Genomic DNA, 15982 nt, shown 5'->3' on the forward strand with positions numbered 1-15982 from the left:
CATCGCCACAGTTGCTATGGATGCGTACCACGGCAACTGCGCGCAGTGTCATCGGCGACGCGCCGTCTTTTCCTGCTGGCTGCGTCGCCATCTGCCTGCACCGTGGCCAAGGCCATGGTGATCAGCACGGCAATCGAACGGCGCAATATAACTTCGTTATCGGCCGATGCTTTCGGACCGGTGGCCGCAGACCACGACAAGAGGTGAGTCTCGATAGCGGAGCATGCCTTCCAAAAAGCGAAAGCGACCTGTTTCCCTGTTCGCTCATCCTGTAGCGTGCAAGCATCGCCGCCGAAGAACCCGTCGCATTTCGCTGCCGGCAACGTCTTAACGAGGGGCATCGTCATCAGGCAATTCCTTCAGCATGGCGATCATTGCGGTACGTGCCTTGGCACCCAGATCACGCGCATGCGTCACCACCCGTAGCGCGGCACGTGTCTGCTCGTCGATGGTGCGCAACGCATCGAAGTCTTCGGCCAGCCGGGCGCACAGACTGTCTTTCAACGACACAAGCGCTGCGATGCGATCACCGGTCCCCGCCATCTGCTGCCGGGCCTTCTTGACCTGCATATCCGCATCGTCACCTGCCTTGGTCGCCTGTGCCTTGCCCACCACATCGATGACCGTTGGAGCGTCTGTCCCCTCACCGCGCCTTTCCAATACCTGCAGCGCTTCGCGCTGGCCCTTTGCAAGGTGTTCGGCATCTTCAACAGCCTTGCGCTCCACGTCGGACGCCTCACGCAGGGTTTCAAGGCGCGGCAGCAAGTCGTCCAACCTGTCGTCCACATCCCGGAGCTCTTCATCCTGCACCTCATAAACCTCTGCGGTCCGACGCAACAGATAGTCGACCGCAGACACCAGTGTGGAATCGCTCTCAGCAGCACGCTGTAAAAATTCGAACGCATGTTGAGCTGACGTAATGTCCCTTTCGGCGCGGTTGGCATCAAGGTGGGTGTGGAAGTCATCGTATGCCTTGGCGAGCGCGTCGGTTGCCCGATCCACTGCGTCGCGATCGGCCTGCAGCGAGGGAAGCCTCTGACGCAGGCTCCTTGCTGTGACAGCCGCCTCGGCCACGCCATCGTCTGCCGGTGCGAGCCTGGCCAGAAGTCGCTCGATGCGTTCGCCCACCGTCGCCTGTGCAACGCTCACTGTCTCCACCAAGGCGTCGCACGCCCTGTGCTGTGCTTCGGTGCGCTGGGTCTGCTCCTCGAACCGTGTCAGCTCGCGCGCCAAGGTTCGCAGGTGCGGGCCAACCGACAATGCGCTCCTCTGGAGATGGCGTTCGAATTCGAGGTCGCGTGCTTCCCTCAGCCCGGGCCGTTCACCGCGCGGAGAGGTCTGACCGGATAGCGGGACATGCGCCCGCTGACGTTGCCCAAGCGCTTGCACGCCAACCTGCTGCAAGGGGTCCAGTGACTGACGCAGTGCACGTACTCCTGCCTCAAGCACTTCAGCGCCCTCGATCCGGTCGTACAGCCCATAACGGAACTGGATTTCCGCCTCGAACAACTGGTGCGACGCCACTGCCGTGGTCGCCACATTCAGCAGGGGCAAGCCGACGCGGGTGGTCACCGGGTTTTCGTCGGTGTTGTGCACGGCGATAGCCGCCAAACGGTAGAGATCCGGCGATTGCTGTGCGGCCACGAGCACATCGCGCCACGCCATTGAACCTGCGGGCGCCGGCAATCCCATTGCGGCTGCCGCCTGCGCGTGCTGTTTGGCCTCCAGCGCGTCGTTGATCGAAATCCTTGCCTGGGGCCGCATCTCGAACACGAAGCGGACCTGATTCACGTTGGGAACATTCTTGAATCGCCTCAACACCTCGCCCAGCCCGGGAATCTTGCGACGCATCTCGGCAACGTCGCGCATCTTCTGGCCCAGCGCGTAATGGCCAATGGCATGGCTGACCACCGCGTCGAGCGATTCGCGCCCGAACATGTTGATCTCCACGCGTGCGCCAGGAATGACGCGCGCGCGATGCTGGATGGCAGCGGCGTCCTCTTGCCGCAACTGGTGGAGCATGTCGACGATGGCAGCGCGCTCAGACCTCGAGCCGCCTTTCCACAGCGATGACTCCTCGGCGAGGGTGGCCTGTTCAGCGCGCGCCAGTTGTTGCGCCAGGGCCGGACCCTCCAGCGCGGCGCCAGCTTCGATTGCACGCGCTTGTACACCCTGGATACGTTCGATTGCTTTCAGCAATACGGCCCGTCGCTCGCCTAGCGTGGCCGGATAATCCATTCCGCCCAGTTCTGCCATGCTTTCCGGAAAGATCTCTTCAAGCCGCTTACGCATCGCGTCCCATGCCTGCGGCGTCACCGGCTGGGCGGCCTGCATATCCAGCGTGCGCTTGTAGCTGGCGGTCCCCAACAAGGGACCGGTGCGCGTGTCGTCCAATGCTGCGTCGGTCGGCAGCTGCACGTCGCTGGAGGCCACACGCACACCGGCCAACTGCAGATGACCGGCACTGGTGGCTGCATTGACCAGCCGTGCGAAATTGCGGCCCAGCACCGAGGTCAATGCACCCGCCATATGCATGCCGCCACTGACCTCGGCAGTGATGCCAACGCGGCCCTGGAATTCAAGCCCGATGATGTCTCGCCACGCATGGTCCAGATGCAGTTCCATCTGGCTCCATTGCACACCTGCCTGCGCGGTAATATTGAACGGCATGGCAGCGGCGACTGTGCTGCGCAGCTTGCCTCTGGCACCTGTGCCTGGCGCGGTCGGCTGCCTTGAACCGTAGGACAACTGCAGCGTATGCGGAGGTACGACCAGGCTGGCGTTGAGCGATGCATTGGCATGGGTTTCGAACATATCCAAGCCGATCGCTCCCTCGTCCACGCCTGCGCGCAACAGCTTGGTGGTGTCGGTATCGTGTCGATCGAACAACAGTCTTGCAAACTCGGGAATGGTCGACGGCGAGAGGATGACCGCTGCACCCACACCGTGTTGATAGGTTCCGCCCATGCTGAAATGCGCAACCCCGCCCCACGATGCCGACAAGGTCCGTGTAGGGTCCTCCACATCTCCGTCGTTTGCCGGGCCGGGCTTCAGATCGATGCGCATGCCTGCCGCCCCGAACGCGGTTGCTTTTGCATGCCGGACAAAGAAGGCAACCAGTCCCGCATCACCCTCTTTCCCGTCACCGATGCGTTCGACGCCCAGCGCGTGGATGGCCTCGCCGCCCACGCCCAAGGTGACCGGATTGAAATTCATCCATTGCGTAAAACCGAGCGCTCCGCGCAGTTCGGCAGAGCGCGCTCTGTTTGAGAAGAAGGTACTGCGATTGAACAGATCCTGCAGCACATCGACCATGCGTGCAGCCATTTCGTCCGGTGCCGCTCCTGGCGACAGGCCTAGGCTCTTGAGCAATTGCAGCTGACGCGCGCTCCCCGGCGTGGTGACTTCTTTCCGGAAGGTAGCCACTACATCGTCGAAGGCCTCCAGTTCCCGCCAGGACGATAGACCCAGCTTCGCAAGTGCTCGCAGCCCGGATTGCCGCTGTCTTGCGTCGGCCGCCTCCAACGCCTGTGCATCATCGACTCCCAACAGCGCGTTGTACTCCATCAGACCTGCAAGCAGGCATGCGCTACGCAGGGAATGCGCGTCACTTGGCGCATCGGCGGCTCGGCTATTTCGGATCGGCAACACGACCCCGGCGGCTTTGAGCCGATGACTGACTTCGCGCAATTCGGTCAGCTGTGCATGCTCGGTGTCAGTCAACGCCTCCGGATGCAGCGACGCACCGCCTGCCAGCGCAGCAATGCAGCGATCCAATTGCGGCAACATGTCATCGCTGTTCTGCAGCGTCGTGCGCATCACAACCGAACGCGCCTGCCGCCACAACTCGGCGGCGCGATAACTTGCAGTCGAACTCGCGCGCTGGCTGGAGGCACCATCTGCCATGGAGAAATCCGCAGCCAGTACCCCTTCACGAAATCCGATCTTGCGCAGATCACGCAGCAAGCCAGCCAACGTTGTTTCACGCAGCGTCGTCAGACGTTCATGCTGGCTCTGCGCCAGCCCGGGCGCAGGCTGGCGCGGACCTGCGGCACCGGCAATGCGCACCTCGGCCAGCACCGGCAAGGTGTCGAACAGCTCAGGCGTCAGCGACAGTACCTGCTCTGCCTCCTTACGGAAGCGGGCGAGCCGCTGTTGCTGCGCGGTGGGCGCTTGCACCGCGCCGGTTAACCCGGCCACGACACGCGCAGTGCCACCGGCAACGTCTGCGAGCATCTGCACGAACGCGGCGCCCTGGGCGCGGCCGCTCTGCGCAAGGACCCGCGCATTCGGGCGCAGATTCAGTGGATCGGTGGAGGTGGTACCCAGCAAGGTGGTGCTGATCGCTGCGTCGTGATCTGGTGTACTGAGCCGGCTCGCCTGCTGCCGGTTGATGCCTGCATTGGTACCCGACTGGGTGCCCGAAACGGCCACTTCATCAAGTGAGGGATGCGCAGCCACGCGTGCAGGCAAGCGGGCGCCATCGGCAGCCGTCATCGATGGAAGCACCGCGTGCCAATGCGCGCCAAGCCGCAACTGCAGCTGTCCGGTACGCGTGGTCCGCAGTGCACTCGGAGATGGCAGCGTCTTCGGCAGCGTGACCGGAAAGGCCTCCCACTGGTCGTGGTCTGAAAGACGGTGCAATTGTGCGGGTCCGTCGCTGGGTTGGCTCAAGGCGTACAGGGCATCATCCAACCCGACCGCGATCCCCAGGGGGCCTTCCAGCGCGGGCACGTCCCTGCTGTTTCGGTCCGCATCGACCTTGGCCAACCGCCCCGAGGCGGTCATCACCACGGCACTGCGGTCTGCATGCACGGCCGCCTGGACAATGTCTTCATCGAAGCGGGCGATCGGCATACAACACACATCCACCACGTTCGGCACGACGGCGAGCGGCCCACCCGAGGGTGTGCTGGGCACCGCATCGGTCGCCAGCCAGGTCGTGCGGCCTGAAAGCTTGATCTCGACCAATTGGGGCGGTGCGGCCAGCAGCGCAAACACCGGACGACTATCGACAAAACCGCGCGGACCGGTATGCAGGCAGACAACGCCGGTCAGCGGCGCGCCACCGGGAAGCATCGGCCGCTCCCATGGCTGGTTCGGAGCAGGCGAGTAATGCAGTACTCCGTCCAGATGTCCCAGTTGCGCATGACCATCGAGCACCACCCGCGACTGCATCGCCTCATCGGCAGGCATCTGTAGCCCCTCGCTGCGCATGAGCAACAACGGACGATCAAGCATGAACGCCGGCTGGAATTGCGCCTGCCCTGCAGGCCGCTGCAGCGAGATACGGTGGCCGTCGCTGTCTTCCAGCAGAAGATGCACGCTGTGATCGGTCGCCAGCCCCATGGAGGTAACTGCCCAGCCATGGTCGCTGCCCATCCGGCCGGGCAGCGTCAATCGCCGCGCGACAATCGGCCCGCTCCCACGCATGTCGGCTTCATACACACGTCCCTTGTCATCAAGCACCAAGGCAGCACCGGCATCGGGATACGCCAGCGGCAACACATCCACAGGCACAGCAGGCGTCGACTCAAGGGCCGGGCCGCCGGGTACTGGACGCACCAACTCCACGACCCGGCCGGGCTGATCGCCATCGCAGCGGTGCAGCACGCCAGCATGGAGCATGCACGGCCTGCTGTCCGCATCGAACCGGAGCACAGCGCCGTCGGGGATGTCGCCCACCGCGATGGGAATCGGCTCACTGCCGGCACGCCAGCAATGGTTGCCTGCACGGATGTACACACCGCCATCGGCCTGCCGGCCGAGCATGCGTACGTTGGCAACGCCACCACATGCCGGAGGCAACGGTACGGCTACCCAGCGCCCGGTCGCATCGACACGATGAAGCTGGTTGGCGTGCTGGGTGAAGCACTGCCCGTCGGCAGCCTGCCAAATGCCAGCCAGCTGGCCGATCGGCGGATCGGCCAGCTGGCTGGCAACCTGCGCGGCCGTCGGCATAGCACCGGCGCGGCGCTCGACTGCAGGGTGCACGGTCAGACCTGCGATCAGCAAGCCGGGGGTCGTGGTGAAAAACGCCTCATTCCGTGGCATGCGCGGGTCGTTACGATCCGGCATGTAGCGCAACAGACGTCCGCCACCACCCAGATTGGATTCGCTATGAACGGCGGGCCGACGCGCCAGACATTCCGCGATCAAGCGCGTGACATCGCTGTCTGCCGCAGTGGCACCGTCGAGCTGCACGCGAGCACGCCGCCCACCGCGCGATGGAACGCTCTGCACGCGGACCGCAGCATTGGCGGTCGTACTGGATGCCCTGCGTCCCGGCCGTGCAGGCAAGGCGCCCAGACCGTTGTCCGCAGGCGTGGGCGCAGGCGTGCCCTGTGGTGGAGTCGTCGTTGGTGTTGGTGCTGTTTCCAACGTAGGCGTCTGCCGCGACTGAATCGACGTTGCAACCGAATGTGGTGTGGTCATTTAATTAAATAGTCCAAAAATCTGGATGCGAGGCGTCGGCATCTATCGAGGCCGACTTCGCACTCTATGGAACGCTGACGCGTTGTCCTATCCAGCAGGCGTATGGACGCACGACGCCAGGCAACGCTTGGGTCGGATAGGTGGCTGGAAATTCATTCGAAGCACGGCGATGCCGGGGATGCGCAAGGCATCCGACAAATGAGGCAAAGCGATACTTATGTGCCTACAAGGCGCAAGCCCAGAGCACAACCAAGAAGCACGGTAGATTCACGCCATCGCATGCAGCTTTTGCACGCGTATTGCTGGTCAAAAGATAAAACACAATCATCAATATCGACCGAGGCCGACACTGTTGCCTTTTTCTCTATCAAGTGCATGTCCTCTCCCTCCCAGAAGAGATACCGCATCGCTCGAATGCGTAATGCAAGACACCGTAGACACCCAGTTTGGGTGAATCCTAGTTACTTTAGTTCGACTATCGTCGCTTCGACTATCGTGGCGCGGAAATGCACATGCGAAGCTATTTCCGATTTAGCGAACCTTCTTGACGTGCAGACATCGCGTTGTCATACAAATGGGACATCCATCGTTAAACGGATCAGCTCGGCAAGAAGTAGGGAGCGACATGGCTGCCACACAGCCGCGCAACACCATCCAGCGTAGCGGCGACAATAACGTTGCCGCCAGCACCACCCGCGCTCAGCCCCATATCCAGCACCAATCGCTGCTGGCAGCCACACGCATGCGTGTACAACCACAATGATCGTATTGCCCGCAGCGTTGGGCGGATCGAGCACGCCCTGCAGCGCCTGCGCATCGGCCGAATGCAATCCTGCCGATGGTTCGTCCATCACATACACCACGCCGAACAGTTGCGAGCGGATCTGCATAGCAAGGCGCAGGCGTTGCAGCTCGCTCGGCAACAACGTCGGCGTGCTGCGCTTCAGGCTCAGATAACCCAGGCCCAGCGCCTGCACCACTTCGATCCGCGCGCACAGATCTGCAGCGCTGCGTTGCGCGGCGATCACCTGCTCCGGATGCCGGGTCGCGTCCTTGCGCTTTTGTTCCGCGGTCGGGCGCAGCAATTGGGCCAGGGCCTGTTCACAGCTCCGCCGCCTGTTGTTCTAGAATCGCTTTGCTAAAGAATCAGCGGAATTGTGCAGCGCAACCATATTCACGACGCAAGGCTAAATGAACTAGAAATTGCGATTCCCGTCACGATTGCAAGCGTTTCCCAACAGGGGAAATTTTTTTGTCCTCGGGCCAAGTTTCTGGGGAAATGGGAAAGTGGCTGGAATAGAGATTGCCACCGAGAAAAAATTTAGAGCGGCTAACAAAACGTAGCGAGCAGTCGTCAGGTGGGTGCGGACGGCTCGGAGCAACCGGAGTGTACGCGTGGTACATGCCAATTCCGAGCACCGACCGCGCCCGCCTGACGACGGCGCAGTCGTTTTGTTAGCCGCTCTCAATCAGGCCCATTGCGAAGGAGGGCGATAAGCAGATGAGCGATAAACCGGAGTCACGTTACGCTGCATTGGCGCGCCGCGTTGTGGAGGCGCATGCAGCGCAGCTGCTGCGCGACCTGCAAATCATCAACGAGCGCACGGTGCGCGAGCTTGGTCCATTGCCACATGGCGGGCTGCCGGTGCAGGTCAAGCGCAAGCCGAAGCGCGCGCCGTGGGAGCAGCCGGTGCTGGAGACGTCTACACTCGATGCCAATGCGCCTGCTCCGCCGCAAGCTCCCCTCTCCGATATCGGCGACTCCGACATGTTCAAGTTCAATCATCCATTCAAGGAAAAACCGATTCCACCGCCGCCCGTGCCGCAAAAATTGCGGGAAATTCTGAAGGACTATCCGGAGCTTATTGAACGACTCCAGCAGCAATTAAATAATGTCATGCAACGCCCTTCAAAGGCGACCCCTATATTTGAGTGGGCGATATGGATGTTGGAGGATGAGCTTAGCTCCTTCATCTCCGAAGCCCGCGAGGAACTCAACGCTGCCATATCCAGCGGTGATCCTGAGGCGATTGAGAAGGCAAAGAGGAAAGACTTTGCTGTTGGATACAGTCGTTTGAATATGGGTGCAATGTCTGACTTGCTCTCTTATTTTGGAGACATGTAAAGACCATGAGAGATTATCAGCTTTTCAATGGCGAGCACAAAGAAATTTTTGATGAAAAAATTCTTCCGAAAGCGGGCTTTTTGCAAAAATCATCATTTGATCGTCCTATGGCCATCATCTTGGCAGGTCAGCCGGGCGCGGGTAATGGTAGGCTTGCCAACGCAGCAGAACTTGAACTCAACGAAGATGCAATAAAGATCGATCCAGACGAATTGCGAGAGTTCCATCCTCAAGTAAAATCCCTCCGCAACACCTACCCCTACACATGGTCAGGCTACACCCACCCCGATGCCAGCCGCTGGGACGACGAGCTATTGCAGGCAACCATCGAAGGCAAGAAGAACCTGATCTTCGACACCACGCTCAGCAATGGCGAATGGAGCGCAAATCTGATCAAGGATTTGCAAGCACGCGGCTATGATGTGGAAGTGCGTGCAATGGCCGCGCACAAGCTGGAAAGCGAGCTTGGGGTCGATGAACGCTTTTCAACATCGCTGGATCAGCGCGGCTACGGCCGCTATGTCCCCGCAGGCGCACGCGAAGCCATCTACACCAAACTGCCGATCAGTCTGGACACCGTACACGCGCAAACCACCGCGCCGATCCGTATCTTCGACCGCAGCGGCGTGGAGCGCTACGACAGCCGTACCGACCCGCGCCCGGCCGGGCAGGTATTACAGGAACTGCGCGCCGCGCGCTTGCAAGATCCCTCGGTCACCCGCAGCCTCAATGCCCGTTGGCAGGCGCAGCGCAGGTGGCATGAGGCGCTCCCTTACACCCTGCCCCACAATCAGAACCTGGCTCCGCAGGTCGCCGGGCAATTGCTGCACGACCGCGCCGACCTTCACGTGGTCGAGGGCGCGCAAGACCGCATCGCCAACATCCACACCGTGGACTTCAACGTGCGGGTCAAGCCACTGGCGATCCGCGGGCTGGGAGTGGCCGGTGCCGCAGCCACCGTTTACGACGTAGCCGATACCGGGCATCAGGTCGATCAGCTGCGCGCACAAGGCAATGCGGTGGGTGCGCAGGCGCAGCTGCTGCAGTTTGGCGCGCGTAATATCGGTGGTTGGGCCGGCGGTGTGGTGGGCGTGCAGATCGGTGCAGCGGCAGGTGTGGAGACCGGGCCAGGACTTGTGCTGACCGGTCTGACTGGCGGGGCACTCGGCGCGATCGCCGGCAGCGAGGCCATCCAGTGGCTGGAGCAGCGCAAGATCTACAACCAGACCGATCGCAGCGGCGTCGCCTGGCACTTGGACCCCAATGCGCCGGACAACGGCTGGACCCGTCAGGTTGTGGATGCCGGCGGCGATCACGCTCTGTCGATCAGCCACTGCGAAACTGCACCGCCGCAGGTCGCCGACGAACTGACCTACAAAGCGGCCAGCCGCGCGGTGCAACTGCGCCTTGCCACGCCAGACGTGCCAGCGGATCCCTACCGCATCCCGGCCGACGCCAGCGATACCCAAAGCCTGCGCGACAGCCCCTGGGAGCGCAATGCACGCAGCGGTCAATGGCAACGGGAAGTGGCAGATGGCATGCTCGATCACCTCATGCGTACCCATACGGAAACTGCCACGCCGCAAAAAAAAGCGGAATTGGACGACTACGCGCACAGTGTGATGGCGTACAACGCCGCGCGCAGTTCTGCGGCAATCGCGATGCACAACGCGACACGGAACTATCGGCCACGGCGACTGCGGCCAATGACAACAACGCCCGGTTGCGTACTCGTCCGATCACACCTAAGCTCGACCGTATTCATAAGACGCAGCGCAAATGGAAAAATGCGCGCCGCTGCATTCGATCAGCCCCGTTGCGAAGGAGGGCAATAAGCAGATGAGCGATAAACCGGAGTCACGTTACGCTGCATTGGCGCGCCGCGTTGTGGAGGCGCATGCAGCGCAGCTGCTGCGCGACCTGCAAATCATCAACGAGCGCACGGTGCGCGAGCTTGGTCCACTCCCACACGGCGGGCTGCCGGTGCAGGTCAAGCGCAAGCCGAAGCGCGCGCCGTGGGAGCAGCCGGTGCTGGAGACGTCTACACTCGATACCGATGCGCCTGCTCAGCCGCAAGCTCCCCTCTCCGATATCGGCGACTCCGACATGCTCAAGTTCAATCATCCATTCAAGGAAAAACCGATTCCACCGCCGCCCGTGCCGCAGAAATTGCGGGAAATACTCAAGGACTACCCCGAGCTGATCCAACGTCTTCAGGACGTCCTCGATGCTTATGTCCAAAAGCCGTTTAAATTGATGCCATTTGATGGTGCTATTTGGGCCCTTGAAGGGAGGCTAGACTCCTTCGTCTCCGAAGCCCGGGAGGAGCTTCGCGTAGCACAGACGGACGGTGCACCCAGTGCAATAATCAAAGCTGAAGAAAAAGAGCGTGCCACGCGTCATGCCAGTTCAAGAAATCGTGGCATGTCAGACCTAAACGAACTTTGGGATTACATCGAAGCGCATAAGGAGTCTCTGACATGAATGAACAAGACTCTCGTCTCAGTGATGCCGAGCATCGCAAAGTGTTTGAGCAAAAGATTCTTGATGATGCCTCACTAGAGACAAAGTCATCTTTTGAAAAACCAAGAGCAATCATCCTCGCGGGTCAGCCCGGCTCAGGAAAAGGAAACCTTGCAAGAGCCGCAGATAATGAACTGCACGGGGATGTCGTTCTGATCGATCCAGACGAATTGCGTAAAGCGCACCCTCAAGTAAAAGCCCTCCGCAACGCCCACCCCTACACATGGTCCGGCTACACCCACCCCGATGCCAGCCGCTGGGCCGACGAGCTATTGCAGGCCACCATCGAAGGCAAGAAGAACCTGATCTTCGACACCACACTCAGCAATGGCGAATGGAGCGCAAATCTGATCAAGGATTTGCAAGCACGCGGTTACGATGTCGAGGTACGCGCAATGGCCGCGCACAAGCTGGAAAGCGAGCTTGGCGTCGATGAGCGCTTTTCAACATCGCTGGATCAAGAAGGCCACGGCCGCTACGTCCCCGCAGGCGCACGCGAAGCCATCTACACCAAACTGCCGACCAGCCTGGACACTGTGCATCAACACACCACCGCGCCGATCCGTATCTTCGACCGCAGCGGCGTGGAGCTCTACGACAGCCGCACCGACCCGCGCCCGGCCGGGCAGGTATTACAGGAACTGCGCGCCGCGCGCTTGCAAGATCCCTCGGTCACCCGCAGCCTCAATGCCGGTTGGCAGGCGCAGCGCAGGTGGCATGAGGCGCTCCCTTACACCCTGCCCCACAATCAGAACCTGGCTCCGCAGGTCGCCGGGCAATTGCTGCACGACCGCGCCGACCTTCACGTGGTCGAGGGCGCGCAAGACCGCATCGCCAACATCCACACCGTGGACTTCAACGTGCGGGTCAAGCCACTGGCGATCCGCGGGCTGGGAGTGGCCGGTGCCGCAGCCACCGTTTACGACGTAGCCGATACCGGGCATCAGGTCGATCAACTGCGCGCACAAGGCAATGCGGTGGGTGCGCAGGCGCAGCTGCTGCAGTTTGGCGCGCGTAATATCGGTGGTTGGGCCGGCGGTGTGGTGGGCGTGCAGATCGGTGCAGCGGCAGGTGTGGAGACCGGGCCAGGACTTGTGCTGACCGGTCTGGCTGGCGGGGCACTCGGCGCGATCGCCGGCAGCGAGGCCATCCAGTGGCTGGAGCAGCGCAAGATCTACAACCAGACCGATCGCAGCGGCGTCGCCTGGCACTTGGACCCCAATGCGCCGGACAACGGCTGGACCCGTCAGGTTGTGGATGCCGGCGGCGATCACGCTCTGTCGATCAGCCACTGCGAAACTGCACCGCCGCAGGTCGCCGACGAACTGACCTACAAAGCGGCCAGCCGCGCGGTGCAACTGCGCCTTGCCACGCCAGACGTGCCAGCGGATCCCTACCGCATCCCGGCCGACGCCAGCGATACCCAAAGCCTGCGCGACAGCCCCTGGGAGCGCAATGCACGCAGCGGTCAATGGCAACGGGAAGTGGCAGATGGCATGCTCGATCACCTCATGCGTACCCATACGGAAACTGCCACGCCGCAAAAAAAAGCGGAATTGGACGACTACGCGCACAGTGTGATGGCGTACAACGCCGCGCGCAGTTCTGCGGCAATCGCTGCCCAATACGCCACCGTGCACGCCCAGGCCGGATGGGACCGCTACGGTCCGATGCCCGAGGCAATCAACCACGCTCGCGCCACGCCGGGAACCTTGCTTGGCTCCGATGGCGACACATACACGCGCGATGCCGCAGGCACGTGGACACATGACGGGTGGCTGGGCAAGCGGCAGGCCGAGGGCAACCTGCGTGCCGAACTGGATCAGACCTATTCCCAAGTGCAGGTATTGACCTCAGCGCATGCGCGCGCGCAGCAGATGCACGAACGGCAACAGATGCCGATGCAGAATGCGCCCTCCCCGGCGCGGATGCACGAGCACACCCTGCGCCCGGGCGACCGCGGCACCGAGGTGCTGGCGCTACAGGCCAGCCTGATCCAGCTGGGCATCAACGCGAGCGTCAAGACGCCAGTGGAAACCACCGGCATCTACGACCAGCCCACCGAACGCGGCGTGCAGGCGTTTCAGCTGCTGCACGGCATGCACGCAGTCGACGGCATTGCCGACCCCGGCACACGCGCGGCAGTGCAGCAGCAGGTGGAGACGGTGATTGCCCGGCGCGACATCGCCCAGGAACGGGATATTGACGCAGCAGCGACTGCGCCAGCGCCAGCGCACTCCAAAGACCTGCCAGGATTGGCGGCAATGCACCGAGCGCCGCCCCCAGCGCCAGCGCCTTCGAGCCCGCCCGTCAGCGCACAGTCCGGGCAGCAGCAGGACATGCACGCGCAAGCGCTAGAACAGCAACGCCAGTGGCAATTGCAACAGGACCAGCAGCTGCAATTGCAGCAGCACCAACAGCAACAGGAGCAGCAACAGCAGCAACAGCAGCAACAGCAGCAAAAACAGGAGCAGCAGCGCGAGCACGAGCGACGCGCCGAAAACGAAAAAACCCGCGATGCGCAACGCGACAAGGAACAGCCGGCCACCGCTGCTGCGGCCCAGGGCGAACGCACGCAGCCGTTGCCTGGGTTGCTGCCCTACAGCGACCCCGCCCATCCCCGGCATGCGCTGTATGCGGACGTACAGGAGCGGATGCAGGCGCAAGGCCATCGGTTTTCGGAGGAGCGCCTGACCCAGATCACCGCGGCGCTGAACGAGTCCTACTTCAAGCCCGGCTGGAAGGGCGAATTCTATGTGGCGCGCAATACGGTGTATGCGTCCAATAACGACCACCCGCTCGGTTGCGCATGCGTGCCGATGCACGCGCCGGCACCGTCGATCCAAGACTCGATGCAGGTGGCGCAGGAAGGCGATCTGCAGCATGCGCGGATCGCTCAGCTTATCGCCCAGGGCCACCAGCAATCACAATCACAGCCCGGCATGACCCTGTGACGCGACGGGTGGTGGGAGCTGCCGAGTCCGGCGTGCGCCGTGCACGTGTCGGACGCAACGATACATGGAGATGGATGCATGAGTAGTAAGGGAAAAGTGGGCGTTGCAGCGATCGTGTTGATCCTTGCATTGGTTGCCGGGATGTACCTGTCCGGTTTCATCGCCTTGGCGCTGCTGAAGGTGCAGGTGCCGCTGAAAGCCACGACGTATCTGGACTATTGGAAGGCGCTCGACCTGCCGCAGGTAAAGCCTTATGTCCTGCGCATCAAGATCAGCGGCATCCTCGGCTTCGGCTTGCCTCTGCTGGGTTGGGCGCTGCTGCTGATCCCGATGCTCAAGAGCAAACAGCAATCCCTGCACGGAGACGCCAGCTTCGCCACCGTCGCCGATCTGAAAAAAGCCGGAATGCTGGACAAAAAGCCGGAAAGCATCCTGGTCGGCAAACTCAAGGGCCGCTATATCTACATCAACGGTGCGCTGCACGTCATCGTGGTGGCACCCACGCGTTCGGGCAAAACCACCTCCATTGCCATCCCCGTGCTGCTGACCTACCAACAGTCCATGGTGGTGCTCGACCTGAAAGGCGAATTGTTCAAGGCCACCAGCGGGTGGCGCGCCTCGCAAGGTCAACAGATCTATGTCTGGGCGCCGTATGCCACCGATGGCAGGACCCACCGCTTCAATCCACTCACGCTGGTGCCGGACGATCCGCGCGAGCGTATCGCCTCCATCCAGACCATGGCGGCGATCTTGTATCCGGACGAACCAGGGAAAGACAGCTTCTGGGTCACCCAGCCACGCGCTGCGTTCGTGGCGTTCGCTTGTTTCATATTCGAGCGATGGGACCACCGGCGCAGCCAAGGCTTCGATGGCGTGGACGATCCCAACCAGAGCCTGCTCTTTCCCAGTCTGGAGCGCATCCTGCGCTTCTCCAGCGGCGGTGACGGTGGCGAGAGCACCGCCGCGCTGTTGAAAAATATTCTCACCAATAAAAACTACAGTTACATCAGCCCGCAGACGCGCTCGACCTTCAACGCACTGGCCGGCCTGGCCGAGCAGACCTTCTCCTCGGTCATGGCCACCATGCAGGCGCCGCTGCAGCAGTTTCTGAGCCCGATCCTGGCGGCGGCCACCAATGCCACCGACATCGACGTCACTGCGATCCGCAAACGACTCACCACTGTGTACGTCATTATCCCGACTCAGAAACTGGACGAAAGCAGTAAGCTGCTGAATATCTTTTTCAGTTCGGTGATCGGCAACAATCTCGACAAACAGCTCAACGAAGACCCCGAGCTCAAATATCAGATGCTGATGCTGATGGACGAATTCACCGCCATGGGCCGGGTCGATGTATGGGCCAAGCGCATCTCGATCTCGGCCAGCTACGGCGTGCGCGATTTGTGCATCATCCAGAGCCAATCGCAATTGCGTTCCACCTATGGCACCGACGACGCCCAGAATTTCATCACCAACCACGCCGCCAGCATCGTGTTCCCACCCCGCGAGCAGGAAGACGCCAACGCCTACAGCGATATGCTGGGCTACCGAACGATCCGCAAGCACAATCGCTCCACCAGCCGCGGCGGCGGCACAAGCAACGTGTCCTACAGCTACACCGAAGAACGCCGCGCCTTGATGCTGCCGCAGGAAATCAAGGAGCTGCCCGGCGACAACGAGCTGCTGTTCTTCGAAGGCAGCAAGCCGATCCTGTGCGAGAAGAACTGGTTCTTCAAGGACAAGGTGCTGAAGAACCGCATCATGGACCCGGTGACGGTGCCTGCACTGGCACGGGATCAGGCGGCGAAGTAACGCCAGGCCTGTCGATCCTGGATGCCGTTTTTTCCACAGTCCCTGTGGATGGACATTGCGTAAGGCTGTGCATATGTGCGGGCACGCCCCGGCACGTCACGCTGTCAAGGTGAGTGGCGAAAAAATCGCCACT

The 15982-nt window shown here is 61.7% G+C and carries 7 protein-coding genes, 1 other RNA gene and 1 pseudogene; 5 read left to right on the forward strand and 4 right to left on the reverse strand.

Going from position 1 to position 15982, the window contains the following annotated elements; translation table 11 throughout:
- Positions 1–14 precede the first annotated feature (14 nt).
- The 4 genes and pseudogenes from J5I97_RS14670 to J5I97_RS14685 all read right to left on the reverse strand — a co-directional run bounded on the left by J5I97_RS14670 (position 15) and on the right by J5I97_RS14685 (position 7839).
- Positions 15–347 (reverse strand): hypothetical protein, encoded by a 333-nt coding sequence (locus J5I97_RS14670; protein ID WP_208587309.1) that lies wholly within the window; start codon positions 345–347, stop codon positions 15–17.
- Complete coding sequence (locus tag J5I97_RS14675; protein WP_208587311.1) at positions 328–6435, reverse strand: transducer protein car; 6108 nt, start codon at positions 6433–6435, stop codon at positions 328–330. Before J5I97_RS14675 ends, J5I97_RS14670 begins: the two co-directional genes overlap by 20 nt.
- Before the next feature lie 613 nt (positions 6436–7048).
- A pseudogene (locus J5I97_RS14680) lies at positions 7049–7529 on the reverse strand (excinuclease ABC subunit A); the annotation flags it as partial.
- Positions 7530–7763: 234 nt separating this feature from the next.
- Positions 7764–7839: non-coding RNA, sX9 sRNA (locus J5I97_RS14685), on the reverse strand.
- A gap of 97 nt (positions 7840–7936) precedes the next feature.
- Here J5I97_RS14685 and J5I97_RS14690 point away from each other — a divergent pair.
- From J5I97_RS14690 to J5I97_RS14710, 5 genes are all read left to right on the forward strand, one after another.
- Positions 7937–8560, forward strand: coding sequence for a hypothetical protein (locus J5I97_RS14690; RefSeq protein ID WP_208587315.1), 624 nt, complete (start codon positions 7937–7939; stop codon positions 8558–8560).
- A 107-nt stretch (positions 8561–8667) separates the two neighbouring features.
- Positions 8668–10395, forward strand: a complete 1728-nt coding sequence (locus tag J5I97_RS14695) for a zeta toxin family protein (RefSeq protein ID WP_208587317.1) — start codon at positions 8668–8670, stop codon at positions 10393–10395.
- A 4-nt stretch (positions 10396–10399) separates the two neighbouring features.
- Positions 10400–11044, forward strand: coding sequence for a hypothetical protein (locus tag J5I97_RS14700; RefSeq protein WP_208587319.1), 645 nt, complete (start codon positions 10400–10402; stop codon positions 11042–11044).
- Positions 11041–14037, forward strand: a complete 2997-nt coding sequence (locus J5I97_RS14705) for a zeta toxin family protein (RefSeq protein WP_208587321.1) — start codon at positions 11041–11043, stop codon at positions 14035–14037. The genes J5I97_RS14700 and J5I97_RS14705 overlap by 4 nt, the downstream gene beginning before the upstream one ends.
- A gap of 78 nt (positions 14038–14115) precedes the next feature.
- Positions 14116–15849: a type IV secretory system conjugative DNA transfer family protein gene (locus J5I97_RS14710; protein ID WP_208587323.1), complete on the forward strand. Its 1734-nt coding sequence runs from the start codon at positions 14116–14118 to the stop codon at positions 15847–15849.
- Positions 15850–15982: the final 133 nt, after the last annotated feature.

Origin of the sequence: Xanthomonas fragariae, assembly GCF_017603965.1 — a bacterium.
Lineage (GTDB): Bacteria > Pseudomonadota > Gammaproteobacteria > Xanthomonadales > Xanthomonadaceae > Xanthomonas > Xanthomonas fragariae_A.

Coding starts and splice junctions, on each gene's coding strand:
- J5I97_RS14710 (WP_208587323.1), top strand. CDS start 14,116: ATGAGTAGTAAGGGAAAAGTGGGCGTTGCAGCGATCGTGTTGATCCTT.
- J5I97_RS14670 (WP_208587309.1), bottom strand. CDS start 347: ATGACGATGCCCCTCGTTAAGACGTTGCCGGCAGCGAAATGCGACGGG.
- J5I97_RS14700 (WP_208587319.1), top strand. CDS start 10,400: ATGAGCGATAAACCGGAGTCACGTTACGCTGCATTGGCGCGCCGCGTT.
- J5I97_RS14705 (WP_208587321.1), top strand. CDS start 11,041: ATGAATGAACAAGACTCTCGTCTCAGTGATGCCGAGCATCGCAAAGTG.
- J5I97_RS14675 (WP_208587311.1), bottom strand. CDS start 6,435: ATGACCACACCACATTCGGTTGCAACGTCGATTCAGTCGCGGCAGACG.
- J5I97_RS14695 (WP_208587317.1), top strand. CDS start 8,668: ATGGCCATCATCTTGGCAGGTCAGCCGGGCGCGGGTAATGGTAGGCTT.
- J5I97_RS14690 (WP_208587315.1), top strand. CDS start 7,937: ATGAGCGATAAACCGGAGTCACGTTACGCTGCATTGGCGCGCCGCGTT.